Source organism: Pseudomonas sp. LB3P14, from assembly GCF_054898045.1.
Genome location: NZ_CM142714.1, coordinates 2,187,157 through 2,200,002 on the forward strand (window position 1 = coordinate 2,187,157; position 12,846 = coordinate 2,200,002).

Annotated in this window: 15 protein-coding genes; 8 read left to right on the forward strand and 7 right to left on the reverse strand. The window is 58.1% G+C overall.

Translation table 11 applies throughout. The annotated features are described in order from the left end of the window. A complete protein-coding gene (locus tag ACYZT5_RS09995) occupies positions 1 to 915 on the reverse strand; it encodes a LysR substrate-binding domain-containing protein (RefSeq protein ID WP_462050945.1) in 915 nt (304 codons plus the stop codon). A 105-nt stretch (positions 916 to 1,020) separates the two neighbouring features. On the opposite strand from ACYZT5_RS09995, the gene ACYZT5_RS10000 reads away from it, so the two are divergent. Continuing rightward, entirely contained in the window at positions 1,021 to 1,629 is a 609-nt protein-coding gene (locus ACYZT5_RS10000) for a LysE family translocator (protein WP_462050946.1), read from the forward strand. Here ACYZT5_RS10000 and ACYZT5_RS10005 read toward each other — a convergent pair. Next, on the reverse strand, positions 1,626 to 2,390 hold the full coding sequence (locus ACYZT5_RS10005; RefSeq protein WP_462050947.1) for an ArsR/SmtB family transcription factor: 765 nt from the start codon (positions 2,388 to 2,390) through the stop codon (positions 1,626 to 1,628). The two genes, ACYZT5_RS10000 and ACYZT5_RS10005, sit on opposite strands and share 4 nt — an antisense overlap. 82 nt (positions 2,391 to 2,472) lie before the next feature. On the opposite strand from ACYZT5_RS10005, the gene ACYZT5_RS10010 reads away from it, so the two are divergent. Further along, on the forward strand, positions 2,473 to 3,594 hold the full coding sequence (locus tag ACYZT5_RS10010; RefSeq protein ID WP_462050948.1) for a cytochrome P450: 1,122 nt from the start codon (positions 2,473 to 2,475) through the stop codon (positions 3,592 to 3,594). Positions 3,595 to 3,723: 129 nt separating this feature from the next. On the opposite strand, the gene ACYZT5_RS10015 is transcribed toward ACYZT5_RS10010, so the two are convergent. Together ACYZT5_RS10015 and ACYZT5_RS10020 are read right to left on the reverse strand one after the other, a co-directional pair. Then, positions 3,724 to 4,200 carry an MEKHLA domain-containing protein gene (locus ACYZT5_RS10015; protein ID WP_462050949.1) on the reverse strand — a complete coding sequence of 159 codons (477 nt, stop codon included), beginning with the start codon at positions 4,198 to 4,200 and terminating at the stop codon, positions 3,724 to 3,726. Positions 4,201 to 4,281: 81 nt separating this feature from the next. Further along, the gene (locus ACYZT5_RS10020) at positions 4,282 to 5,163 is read right to left on the reverse strand and encodes a LysR family transcriptional regulator (protein ID WP_462050950.1); all 882 of its coding nucleotides are present in this window, start codon (positions 5,161 to 5,163) and stop codon (positions 4,282 to 4,284) included. Positions 5,164 to 5,302: 139 nt separating this feature from the next. On the opposite strand from ACYZT5_RS10020, the gene ACYZT5_RS10025 reads away from it, so the two are divergent. From ACYZT5_RS10025 to ACYZT5_RS10035, 3 genes are all read left to right on the forward strand, one after another. After that, positions 5,303 to 6,334 carry a D-cysteine desulfhydrase family protein gene (locus ACYZT5_RS10025; protein WP_462050951.1) on the forward strand — a complete coding sequence of 344 codons (1,032 nt, stop codon included), beginning with the start codon at positions 5,303 to 5,305 and terminating at the stop codon, positions 6,332 to 6,334. A gap of 122 nt (positions 6,335 to 6,456) precedes the next feature. Further along, complete coding sequence (locus ACYZT5_RS10030) at positions 6,457 to 7,698, forward strand: S-type pyocin domain-containing protein (protein WP_462050952.1); 1,242 nt, start codon at positions 6,457 to 6,459, stop codon at positions 7,696 to 7,698. After that, positions 7,695 to 8,030 (forward strand): hypothetical protein, encoded by a 336-nt coding sequence (locus ACYZT5_RS10035; protein ID WP_462050953.1) that lies wholly within the window; start codon positions 7,695 to 7,697, stop codon positions 8,028 to 8,030. Before ACYZT5_RS10030 ends, ACYZT5_RS10035 begins: the two co-directional genes overlap by 4 nt. A gap of 104 nt (positions 8,031 to 8,134) precedes the next feature. On the opposite strand, the gene ACYZT5_RS10040 is transcribed toward ACYZT5_RS10035, so the two are convergent. After that, on the reverse strand, positions 8,135 to 8,473 hold the full coding sequence (locus ACYZT5_RS10040; protein WP_462050954.1) for an FKBP-type peptidyl-prolyl cis-trans isomerase: 339 nt from the start codon (positions 8,471 to 8,473) through the stop codon (positions 8,135 to 8,137). Between the two features lie 185 nt (positions 8,474 to 8,658). Between ACYZT5_RS10040 and ACYZT5_RS10045 the strand changes: the two genes are divergently transcribed. Further along, positions 8,659 to 9,732 carry a diguanylate cyclase domain-containing protein gene (locus ACYZT5_RS10045; RefSeq protein WP_462050955.1) on the forward strand — a complete coding sequence of 358 codons (1,074 nt, stop codon included), beginning with the start codon at positions 8,659 to 8,661 and terminating at the stop codon, positions 9,730 to 9,732. 5 nt (positions 9,733 to 9,737) lie between these two features. Here ACYZT5_RS10045 and ACYZT5_RS10050 read toward each other — a convergent pair whose 3' ends face one another. Both ACYZT5_RS10050 and ACYZT5_RS10055 read right to left on the reverse strand, forming a co-directional pair. Further along, entirely contained in the window at positions 9,738 to 10,202 is a 465-nt protein-coding gene (locus tag ACYZT5_RS10050) for a hypothetical protein (RefSeq protein WP_462050956.1), read from the reverse strand. 100 nt (positions 10,203 to 10,302) lie between these two features. Beyond that, entirely contained in the window at positions 10,303 to 10,611 is a 309-nt protein-coding gene (locus ACYZT5_RS10055) for an RcnB family protein (protein ID WP_462050957.1), read from the reverse strand. A 150-nt stretch (positions 10,612 to 10,761) separates the two neighbouring features. On the opposite strand from ACYZT5_RS10055, the gene ACYZT5_RS10060 reads away from it, so the two are divergent. Together ACYZT5_RS10060 and tcuC are read left to right on the forward strand one after the other, a co-directional pair. Beyond that, the gene (locus tag ACYZT5_RS10060; RefSeq protein ID WP_462050958.1) at positions 10,762 to 11,367 is read left to right on the forward strand and encodes a DJ-1/PfpI family protein; all 606 of its coding nucleotides are present in this window, start codon (positions 10,762 to 10,764) and stop codon (positions 11,365 to 11,367) included. A 156-nt stretch (positions 11,368 to 11,523) separates the two neighbouring features. Next, positions 11,524 to 12,828, forward strand: a complete 1,305-nt coding sequence (tcuC, locus tag ACYZT5_RS10065; protein WP_462050959.1) for a tricarballylate/proton symporter TcuC — start codon at positions 11,524 to 11,526, stop codon at positions 12,826 to 12,828. Positions 12,829 to 12,846 lie beyond the last annotated feature (18 nt).

Consider the following 12,846-nt stretch of genomic DNA (forward strand, 5'->3'; position numbering starts at 1 on the left):
TCACCCTGCAATCAACCGCCCCACCTGGCCGGCATCCTCTTCGATCCGCGCAAACAACCATTCCACAAACACCCGTGTCTGCGTCGTCACGTCCGGCGCAACCCCGTAGTAATAACGCGGCAGCGGCATGCGCAACTCGGGCAACGGGCAGATCAGGCGTCCGCTCGAGAGGTGGGTGCCCAGCAAAGAGGTCGGGCACAAGGCAATGCCCTCTCCATCCACGGCAGCCTCAAGCACCCGGTGCATGTGATCAAACTGCCGGGTGACCTGAGTGGCTGATTGGGTTTGACCAAAGTGCATGGCCCAATTGTGCCAGTCTTCGCGACGCGCCTTGGCGGTCAGTAACGTGTGCCTACTCAGGGACGTGAGGTCTTCAAGGGCCTGGTGCTCGATCAGTGAAGGCGCGGCGACCAACAACAGTTCGTCTTCGAAGAAGGGTCGCGCCTCAATCGCCGGCGCCCAATCGTCACGACCACGGCGAATGACGATGTCAAACCCGTCGCGTGCATGATCGGGTGCCTGGGTTTGGGTGATCACCTGCGGATTGATGTCCGGGTGCTGCGCAATGAAATCCGCCAGCCTGGGCGTTAGCCAAAGCATGGCAAAGGACGGACGGACATTGATCTTCACGGTCGGCAGCGAGGCATATTGCTTCAGTGCAGCGGCGGCATTGGCGATCTGCGACAACCCGGCACTGACTTGCTCATAAAAGCGCTGGCCGGCCGGTGTCAGCACCGATTGACGGATACGCCGCTCGAACAACAGCACGCCCAGGTGCTCCTCAAGCAATTTGATGTGCCGGCTGACGGCACTGTGACTGACATGCAGCTCTTCGGCCGCCAGGCTGAAACTCTGATGACGAGCAGCAACGGCAAAGGCGCGAACAGCATTAAGCGGAGGTAGTTGATTCATCATGCGTCTAATTTAGTCACATATGCCCTGTAATTAAAGCGTTTGTCACGCCCTCGCCATCACGCCAATCTGCCAGCACGCAGCCAGCGCCACCTGACGGAGCAAGACATGAACAGCTATGGACTCTTTCTACTTTTCGCCACCCTGACCATTTTGAGTCCAGGGCCGGGCGTGGTCCTGACCCTGTCCAACGCGGTGCGTCACGGCTGGACGGGCGCAGTGCCGGGCATTCTGGGGATCGCGTCGGGGGCGTTTGTTGTCGCCTCCATTAGCGCCACCAGTGTCGGCCTGATACTCAGCACTTCCGCCAACGCCTTTACCGCGTTGAAATACGCAGGGGCAGCCTATTTGCTGTACTTGGGTTACAAAAGCTGGCGCTCGGATCGTTTCAGCACGCTGCTTGAAATGCGCCCCTCAAGCCCGGGCTATCGCTTCCTTGAAGCGGCTTCGATCCAGTTTTTAAACCCCAAAGCGGTGTTTTTCTTTCTGGCGGTGTTCCCGCAATTCATCGACACCTCGGCGCACTTCTCCACTCAGTTTTTCAAACTGGTCGCCTCCTACGGCGTACTGGTGATCCTGGTGCACGGCAGCTATGCCTTGCTCGCCAATGCCGCCAAAGGCTGGTTGTCGAGTCCGAAGGGCTCCTGGCTGGCGGCGAAAGTCTCGGGCGTGACCTTCGCCGGTTTCGGCGTGCTGATGGCCTCGGCCAGTCGCTAAGGCGCAGAACTGGCGATCGCGCGACGCCTGGTCTCGGTGGACGCGGGTTGTGCTGTCGATACCTGAACCGGCAGTTCAACGGCGAACCGGCTGCTGAGTTCCTTGCGCCCCGTCGCCGTCAACGCCAGCGCGCGGCTGTCCAGGTCCTGAGTCACCCATTTGCGCTTTATTGCCACTTGCAACAACGCCGCCCCCAACGAACCGCCCAGATGCGGCCGGCGCATGCTCCAGTCCAGGCATGGGCAGGCGAAGCGGCGGCGCAGCGTGTTCAGATCCTTGACCTCAATACCCAATGCTTCGAACAGCGCCTCACCGCTGTCGCTCAGCTGATAAACCTGTTCATCGGTTTCCAGCAACCACCCTGCCTCAATCATCCGGTCATGCAGCAGCACCGCCAACGTGCCGGCCATGTGGTCGTAGCAGGTGCGGGCAAATTGCAGGCGATCCGGGGTGCGCGGGTTGAAGGTCGGCGCGGCGTTCTGGCCGATCACCATCAACGCTTCCAGTGCCTGGGCGACGCGCCTGTCCGCCAGGCTGTAATAGCGATGGCGGCCCTGAACAAGCAAACGCACCAGCGCCAGTTCCTTGAGTTTGGCCAGGTGCGCGCTGGCGGTGGAGGCGCTGACTTCGGCAATCGCCGCCAACTCGGTGCTGGTGCGGGCGTGGCCGTCCATCAGCGAACAGAGGATTTTCGTCCGGGCCGGTTCCGCGATGGCTGCGGCCACGTGAGAAACGCCGATGTCGTGCTGTTCTACGTTCATATTTCGCTCCCGGACGAATCAAGGCCCTTTCGGACTGGAGATAGTAGCAACACTTTTCCAACCACGAACAAGGCTGCGACCCATGGACCCGATCATCGCTGCGACTCATGCCGATCCTTATCCCTATTACGCGCAACTGCGCGCGAAGGGCGGGCTGGATTTTCACGAAGGATTGAACGTGTGGGTGGCGAGTAGCGCCCGAGCCGTTGCGGCCGTGCTGGCGCATCCAGACTGTCATGTCCGGCCGTCCCGGGAGCCGGTGCCCAAGGCGATTATTGGCGGCATGGCCGGCAAGGTCTTTGGTCAGTTGATGCGGATGAATGAGGGCGAACGGCAGCGTTGCCCGAGGTCGGCGATTCAACCAGGATTGGCGTTGATTGATGTCGATGAAGTCAATTCGCTGGTTGGCGCTCGTCTGATTACTCCGGGCGCCGATGGGTTGTACAAAACGATGTTCCGGGGGCCGGTTTGCGTGGTGGCTGCATTGCTCGGGTTCTCCCCTGCTCAGGGCCGGGCTATCAGCGAGCTGACGGGGGACTTCGTCGCGTGCCTGTCGCCCCTTAGCGATCAGGCGCAATTGGACGTTGCACAGGCTGCCGCCGAACAATTGAGCGGCTATTTCGTTGAGCTGCTGGATGACCCGAGCCATCAGAGCGCCCTGCTCGCCGGGATCCGCCAGCGCTTCGCGGCAATATCTGAGGACTCAGAAACGTTGATCGCCAACCTGATCGGCCTGTTCTCCCAGACCTATGAAGCCACCGCCGGGCTGATCGGCAATGCGCTGTTGGCGTTGATTCGAAACCCGTCGTTGCAGAATGATTCAACCCGAGTTGAAGACTTGATCGCTGAAGTTCAGCGCTTCGATCCGTCGGTGCAGAACACCCGGCGGTTTGTCGCTGCGCCTTGTGAAATCGACGGGGTAAACCTGAATACTGGAGATGTGATTCTGGTGCTGTTGGCTTCGGCTAATCGTGATCCGCAGCTTAACGATGATCCCGATGCTTTCCTGCTGAATCGGCCGGAGCGTCGCAGTTTCACTTTCGGTGCGGGGCGGCATCAATGTCCAGGGCAAGTTCTGGCCCTGAGCATTGCCAGCGCTACGTTGAAGGAAATTCTAGCGATGAAACCTGCTTTGGATCGCCTGACCTGGCATTACCGGTCTTCGCTGAACGGGCGGATTCCGCTCTTTAGCGATTTGCCGTAGACCGTGTCATCTAATCGTTCCCACGCTCTGCGTGGGAATGCAGCCAGGGACGCTCCGCGTCCCAAGAGCGGACGCAGAGCGTCCGGTGAGGCATTCCCACGCAGAGCGTGGGAACGATCAACATCGAAATCAATCAACCCGACCAACACCCTCCGCATCCGGCCAGAACAGCGCCGCCTGCCCCCGGTGCTCGCCGTGCTGATCGATCAGCGTCCAGACTTTGCCTTCGTGAATCATGAAGGCATTGCCATCCCGATCCACCCGATAACCGCTGTAGCCATGAGCAATCCCGTTGGCCGTGACCTGCTCGAGCAACGATTGACGCATGGCTCGGTCCAGTGGTGAGGCGCTGAACCGTGATGGCATGCCAATAAACTGCGAGCGATCGTATTTGAAACAGGCCAGCGTTTGTTCATTGGCGTAGAAGAAGCAAGGATCTGTTTCAGTGCCGTGGGCCAGCAGGCTGTATGGCGCGTGCGCATGTAACCAGTGCAAGCGCTCAGGTCCGGTCAGCGACTCAGGGGCCGGCAAGCTTTGGCCGGTCCAGCGTCGGTAAGCTTCGTCCAGCAGTTGAACAGCAGCGGCATATTCGTTGATTGGCGACACGCGCCCTCCCATGCAAAGGCATTGGTTATCGATGCGACGTAGCCTATCGAAACCCTCCTGAAAAATCCGCATCCACATCGGTCACGCCAGCCGATCCGCGACAAATTCGATAAAGGCTTTCAACTTGGGCAGTGATTTGCGCGAGCGTGGATAAACCATCTGCACCGGTTTGGGCGGCGGTGCATAGGCGTCCAGGATCCGCACGAGTTCGCCTTTGGCCAAGGCAGCCGACACCAGGAAATCGGGCTGCATCAAAATCCCTTCGCCGGCCACGGCCGCCTGCAGCAGCACTTGGCCGTCATTGCTTTTCAACACTGCCCCTTCAGGCCAGGGAACCTCGCTGGCGCCGTTTTTCAAAGGCCAGGCAAACCGGTTGTTCCAGGACGTGTGGGTGAGGATTCTGTGTCGGTACAAGTCTTCAGGGGACTGGGGTTCCTGCCATTTCTCCAGATACCGGGGCGATGCGCAGATCACCATTCGATACGGTGGCAATGGCGTAGCCAGCAGATTGACGCCGATCAGTTCGGAGATCCTGAACGCCAGATCGAATGACGTCTCGTACAGGTCCACCACTTCATTGCTCAGGATCAGTTCGACCTGGATGTGCGGATAACGCTGCATGAATTCGGACACCAGAGGACCGACCAATGACACGCCGAGGGTCATCGGCGCGGTGATTCGCAACAGGCCGCTGGGCTCCGGGCTCGACGCCTCCACCCGGCTGAACGCGTACTTCACCTGCTCCAATGCCAGCTTGGCTTCTTCATAAAACAATCGCCCCTCGCCGGTAATGGATTGCCGTCGGGTGGTGCGTTGAATGAGTGTGGTGTTGAGGGTTTTCTCCAGGCTCTGGATATGCCGACCCACCATGACCGCCGACATGCCGACTTCACTGGCCGCATCGGCGAAGCTGCCCGCCTCGACCACGGCGACGAAAACTTCCATTTGCCTGAGTTTGCTCATGACCATGCCTTGTGAAGGGAGGAAACTGACAGCGTTATTAAGTACATCAGGTTAAAGGAGTAATAACCGGCGATGCGTTTATTACGAGGGACTTTCTCCATAGAGTCACTTTAATAGAACGAACAACGAGGCTCCATTGATGCAAACCCTACTGGACACGTCACTGAGTTCTTTTGCGCGGGCAGAACTTCTTCAAGGCCCCACGCCCATTCAGCGCGCCGAACGTCTCGAACAACTGCTGGGCTTGAAGTCGCAGGGAATCGGCCTGTTTCTCAAGCGCGACGATCACATGCTGATTGGCGGTGGCGGCAACAAATTGCGCAAACTCGAATTCCATATCGGCGCGGCGCAGCAGGCCGGGATCGACACCGTGATTACTGTGGGCGGTATTCAGTCCAACCATGCGCGCCTGACTGCCGCGGTATGTGCCCGCCTGGGCCTTGCCTGCGAACTGATCCTGACCCGCTCGGTACCCAAAGCCGATGTGGATTACGAACTCAACGGCAACGTTCTGCTCGACCAGCTGTTCGGCGCACACCTACAGGTGCTTGCCGGGGGCAGCGACTCACTCGCCGTGGCCGAGACACGGGCCACGCAACTTCGGGATTCAGGGCGCAAAGTGCTGGTAATTCCTACGGGCGGGTCAACGCCCCTGGGCAGTCTCGGTTATGCGCGCTGCGCGGCGGAGATAGCGCAGCAAGAGACGGAACTGGGCCTCACCTTCAATCAGGTCATGGTGCCCAACGGCAGCGCCGGTACCCACGCCGGGCTCGCGGCCGGCTTCCAGTTGCTGGGCCGGGGCACCTCGATCGTCAAGTCTTATTCGGTTTTATCCGATCGAGACACGTCAGCAGCCAGAACCCGGCAATTGACCCAGGACACACTGGCGCTGTTGGGCAGCAGCGCCATTGTTCAGGCTGAAGACATTGCCATTGACGGCAGTCAGTTGGGCGACGGTTACGGTCTGCCGACGCAAGCCATGCAGGAAGCGGTGCGCCTGATGGCCCGCGCCGAAGGCCTGTTGATCGACCCGGTGTACTCCGGCAAAGCGTTCGCAGGACTGTTGGCCGACCTCAGGCAAGGACGCTACCGCTCCGGGGACAACGTGCTGTTCGTGATGACCGGTGGAACACCAGGCCTTTATGCCTACCGGGACACGTTTCGGCCCTAGCGGTTAATCATCGCGCGTCCGCACTTCCAGTAACTCAAAGAGTTTCAGAACCGTCCTACATCTATCAAATGCCCTTTGATATAGCGTCCGCCTCGTTTTCAAAAGATGAAACAAGGACGCTCATGGCTCGCAAAACAGGCATACCTAGGATTCAAAACCCACCGTCAGGCGACGGGCACCACGTCACCAGCCGCTACATGAACGCCACCGAACTGGCAGAGCGGGACGCCAGACAAAAAACATATGACGACATGTTGGCCCGACAACAGGCATATGAAGACCGTTTCGTCAGACAACCTCAACAACAGGACCCTCCCGGCTCCAGGGGTTGCGTGTTCGCCAAAAGCTGCAACCTCCCCGACGGCGTAATCAATCACGACAACCCAGCCGGGTTTGTCCCTATCGAGAAACTGGCTGATTACGGAAAATTCTCCCTGCTGGGTGGTCGCGAAAGGGATGCTGCGGGAAATATCCCTCTCAAAAAAATCAGTGGTAACGCGTTACCTGCTGCGTTGGGAACGCTTCTCTTGGGTGGGGTTGGTGCTGCTGGCACTGGCACAAGTGCTGTTGGTGGTGCAGGCGTAGTAACGGGAGGTGTTGCTGCAGGCGCATTGGCGGGAATGGTTGCACTACTCTGGCCGTCGAATCTGGGGGACAGTTCCCTGTACACCGAAGAACAGCTCAAGTCGATCAAGGAAGGCCGTACACGTGTCCGACTGCATGTCGAACAACAGGCCGATGGCACCTTGAAGGGATACGGATACAACACCCAGAAGCGCAGCGACTGGGAAATGATTCCTGTAGTGCAGTTCGTAGTTCAAGGCACTGAGCAAGTGGCTGACTTTGGTAACGGGGTAACGCTGATATGGACACCAGCCGTAGATCCGTCGAGCGCTTCGGGAATACCGCCGCTAGAAGGAGCTCCACAAGCTCCGCAAATCTGGATTTATCCGCCTACACCAGCGGCTGACAGCATCATTGTGAACCCGATCTACCCGCCTGAGTACAAGGACTTCATCCTTGTTTTTCCGGCTGATTCCGGCATCAAGCCTCTTTACATTGTCTTTTCCCTGCGATTCGATGCTGCCAGGTACCATGGAAAGACGGATACACCAGTTAAAAGTAAGGGTCCCGAGAATGGCCAGGAAGCTTTGGATAATTCGGTACAGGTAAAACCTACATCGGAACGCAGGATTGGTATTGATCCCAAAACCAACGAGTTTGTCGTCTTTGATCATACGGGAGGGGACGACTACCACGGACATGTCAGAGCATGGAATAAACTCCATCAAGATATGAAAAATGTATTGATCAAGGCAAAAAAAGCCGACACCAAGGGAAACATCCTGGGAGCTAAACAGTGAGTCTTATCTACCACGATCCGTCGATTAGCCATGACGAAGCAATCAGTCTCTTTGATAGCGGCTTAGAAAAGAACATTGTCACCGCGCTGATTTCCATCGGATTAAATGAGCAAGACAGTGCCTGGGCTCAGACCATTTGCCTGAAACATCTCGAGAGTGGTACTCAGTCGGTGGCTGCGGCAGCAATCACCGCACTCGGCCATGTAGCCCGCAGATTCGGTGAGCTTGAAATGCAAGCCGTGATGCCCGCCCTTGATTCCGTAAAAGGAAAATTCCCTGCACTTGAAGCCACAGTTGCTGACACGCTCGACGATATTGAAATGTTCACCTGACTCGCTAAATCAAAACCAGAAATCACCCTCCCAACACATAAAAACCCCACCATTTCTTCTAACAGAGATGGCGGGGTTCGCCATTTCAGCCCACACCCAACAAATCAATCATCACGCGTCAGCACTTCCAGCAATTCAATCTCAAAGATCAGGTTCGAATTCGGTGTGATCGCCCCCATCGTCCGTTCGCCATAAGCCAAATGCGCAGGCACCCACAGCTTGCGCTTGCCACCGACCTGCATGCCCATAATCCCCTGGTCCCAACCCTTGATCACCCTTCCAGTACCGATCACGCACTGAAAAGGCTTGCCACGGCTGTAGGAAGAATCGAACTCGGTGCCATCTTCCAGCCAGCCACGGTACTGCGTGGTGATCAGCGCACCTTTGACGGCGGCCTTGCCGTCGCCCGATTGAAGGTCGATTACCTGAAGCTCGTCATTCATTGCATGCACTCGTGTGTTCGTTTGCCCGAAAGGCTTAATGGGCGCCGTTTTCCCAGATTTGCAGTCGATTGGCAACCATTCCGATCGCTTGGCGAAGGGTTTAAACCTGTTTCCCGCAGTGACCGTGAACTAAGATAAGCAACACCTACCCGTACGGATCAACACGCAATGACGGCAATTCCTGAATGAATGTAGTTTGGACCAGCGCAACCATCGGCTCATTGATGCTTGCCCTGATCGTCGCGTTGATCTGTCGCGAGCGCTCGCTGCAAAAGCAGCTGGCCGAGTATCGCGTGCTGATCACCAGCCTGACTGACGGACAGAATATCCGTCAGGACGGCGACGCCGAACGCTTCAAACGCAGCCAATACTTCGCCCGCATCGGTACTTGGGACTGGGACGTCGATACCGACAAGCTCTATTGGTCGGACGCGATCTACGGCATGTTCGGCTTCAAGATTGACGAAGTAACGCCCTCCTACGCGCTATTTTGCTCATGTGTTCACCCGGACGACCGGGCCAAGGTCCGGGCCGGGGAGTTGCGCTGCCTGGAAACCGGCGACAACCATGACGAGGAATACCGGGTCGTCTGGCCCGACGGCACGATCCGCTGGCTTCGGGAAACCGGCAATGTGGTCAAGAACGACCACGATGCAACGATCAAGATGATGGGCGTGGTACGCGATATCACTGAGGAAAAAGCCTCCGCCAGCTACCTGCAACACTTGGCGCACTTCGACCCGCTGACCGGTCTGCCCAATCGACTGGTGCTCGAAGAGCGCCTGTCCGAAGCGCTGGAACAGGCCCGCATCAGCGCCACGCGAGTTGCGCTGGTGTTTGTCGACCTCAATGGTTTCAAGGCGATCAACGATGTTTACGGCCATGCGGCTGGCGACCGGGTATTGATCACCACCGCCACCCGACTGAAGCGAATCCTGCGTTCAACCGATACTGTCGCCCGGATCGGTGGCGACGAATTTGTGGTCATCCTTCAAGGCTTGTCCCAGGGCAACAGCCTGCAAGACGAAGCCCGCAACATCTGCCAGAAAATCTTCGTCGAACTGTCTCCACCGGTGACCATCGGTAATGATCAACGACACATCGGCACCAGCCTGGGGGTCGCGGTGTTCCCGGACCATGCGCCGAGCATGGACCGGCTGATTCACATTGCGGACCTGGCGATGTATGAGGCGAAGCGCAGTGGGAATAATCAGTATCGGTTGGGCGAACAAACAATGAGCCACAGCCGGGTCGATTGACCCGTTCAGTCCTTGCGCCGGCCGAAAGGAATGCCGTTAAAGGTGTGAGTGCAGCAATGGCAGTAAGGCGTCATGCGCTCGGCTGTCAGCTCAGGATTGACGATCCGCAAAAGCCCTTGATCATCGACATACAAGCCACTGAAATAGCTCGACTCCCCCAGACACACCCGCTCCTGCCTTTCGTTTTCATGCAGGGCAACCATCCAGAACACCGGTTCAGGCCGATCGAGGCGAGCCACTGCTTCACTGAAAACCTTATCCCATTGCCCACCGACGCGGGACAGCAGAAACCGGAACAACGGCGTGTAATCGAACCCGTGCCGACGAGTTCCATGCATTGAACCCCGCGGCGCATCGTTTTGGATTTCAGTCTTGGTATTGCGCTGATGCCGGTAATGTCCCGTGATTTCATTACGCCAGACACCCCAAGTGCGGGTATTGACCTTGCGGTAAAGGGGTTTCTTTTCCAACGAGTCGCTCCTGACATCCAGTCAACAAAATCGCCGCCGAGCTTTACCTGAACGGTGTGCAATTTCAATCAGCCTTCCACGGCCAATTGTTGCAGGCGGCCTAACGCTCCACCGGCGTGATATCCACAATCATTCCGTTGGTGATCATCACCATCATGTACTTGTCGTTGATCTGCACCCACTGCGCCTGCCCCTTCGGCGCTTTCAGGCCTTTCTGCTTCCAGTTGACCAGGGCTTTTTCGCTGCGTTGATAAACGTCCGGGGCGCGGTCGCCGACCACCAGTTGGCGGGCGTTGTTAACCCCGGGCTGGACGGTTTTTTGCGGTGGGTCATCCGCTTGAACGATCGGGCTGATACCGGCAACGCCTGCGGCCAGGGCCAGGGCGGCGATGAGGGTTTTGCTGTTCATGGGGTGATCCTCCAGTGATGTCGGGGTACCCGAACTCCGACTGCGCTCGGGCTAAATCATTCATTACTGTTGCGATGATTCCGTGCCGAACTGTACCGGGAACTTGGCGCAGCGTCGGCGTAGCCTGTGAAAAAACAATCGGGATTCGCCATGCACATCGCCATTCTGACCTTTGACGGTTTCAACGAACTGGACTCCCTGATCGCCTTCGGCATGCTCAGCCGGGTTTCACTGCAAGGCGACAAGGAGTGGCGCGTGAGCATTGCTTCGCCAACGCCGCGAGTCACGTCCATGAACGGTTTGACCATCGATGCCCACGTCGACCTGGTTGAGGCCTGTCAGGCGGATGCAGTGCTGGTAGGCAGCGGCAGGAAGACGCGCGAAGTGGCCAGCGATCCGGCGATCATGGCGCAGTTGCGTCTGGATCCAGCGCGGCAACTGCTGGCGGCCCAATGTTCCGGCACCTTCCTGCTGGCCAAACTCGGCTTGCTCGGCCAGGCACCCGCCTGCACCGACACCACCAGCAAACCGTGGGTGCAGGCGGCGGGGGTCAACATCGTTAATCAGGCGTTCTACGCCAATGGCAATGTCGCCACGGCGGGCGGCTGTTTGTCGGCGCAGTACCTTTCGGCGTGGTTGCTGGCACGGCTCAAGGGCACTGAAACGGCGCGGGAGGTGTTGCACTATTTCGCGCCGGTTGCCGAGAAAGAAGAGTATGTGGCCCGGGCGTTTGCTCATATCGAGGCCAGTCTTTAACTGCGCAGCCCGCGAATGCATTGATCCGTTTCACGCATTAATGCATGCCAACAATGCACTTATCATATCGATCACCCTGCTCCACTATCCGCCCCAATAAGAACCGTGCGCCGCGTCCAGGCGGTGCACGTCATAAAAGCGGTGGAGTACACGTCAATGACAGCATCAACCCAACGGCCCGCGACTTCCGGTCGCTCCCGGGCCAGTGCGATTTTCCGGGTCACCTCGGGCAACTTCCTCGAACAATTCGACTTCTTCCTTTTCGGCTTTTACGCCACACAGATCGCTGCCGTATTCTTCCCGGCCAGCAGCGAATTCGCCTCACTGATGATGACCTTCGCGGTATTCGGCGCAGGCTTCCTGATGCGTCCGTTGGGCGCGGTGGTGTTGGGTGCTTACATCGATGATGTGGGCCGGCGCAAAGGGTTGATCGTGACCCTGTCTATCATGGCCAGCGGCACGATTTTGATTGTGCTGGTGCCCGGCTACGAAACCATCGGGCTGTTCGCCCCGGCCATCGTCCTGATCGGTCGCTTGCTGCAAGGCTTCTCGGCCGGCGCGGAAATGGGCGGCGTCTCGGTGTATCTCTCGGAGATCGCCACGCCCGGCAACAAAGGCTTTTTCACCAGTTGGCAGTCCGCCAGCCAACAAGTGGCGATCATTGTCGCCGCTGCCTTGGGCTATGGCCTGAACCAATGGATGGCACCGGCAATGATTGCTGACTGGGGCTGGCGGATTCCGTTTTTCGTCGGCTGCATGATCGTGCCGTTCATTTTCTTCCTGCGCCGCAACCTTGAGGAAACCGACGAGTTCATCGCCCGCAAACACCGCCCGAGCATGGGCGATGTGTTCCGCACCCTGGCGCAGAACTGGGTGATCGTGTTCGCCGGAATGATGATGGTCGCCCTGACCACCACTGCCTTCTACCTGATCACCGTGTACGCACCGACCTTCGGCAAAACCGTGCTGCACCTGAGCACCTCTGATGCGCTGCTGGTGACTTTGCTGGTGGGCGTTTCAAACTTCTTCTGGCTGCCGATTGGCGGTGCACTGTCGGACCGTATCGGCCGTCGTCCGGTGCTGATCGCCATGGCCCTGCTGACATTGGCCACGGCGTATCCGGCGCTGACGTATCTGGTGCAGGCGCCAAGCTTCATCAACATGCTGTGGGTGCTGCTGTGGTTGTCGTTCATTTATGGTTTGTACAACGGCGCGATGATTGCCGCGCTGACGGAAATCATGCCGGTCGAAGTGCGGGTCGCCGGGTTCTCGCTGGCCTACAGCCTGGCCACGGCGGTGTTCGGTGGCTTCACCCCGGCGATGTCGACCTTCCTGATCCAGTACACCGGCGACAAGGCTGCGCCCGGTTACTGGATGAGTTTTGCGGCGCTCTGTGCGTTGTGCGCGACGCTGTATCTCTATCGCCGTTCAACCGGTCGCCTGCAACCGGCGATGTCCTGAACCCTTTGAGAGCACATG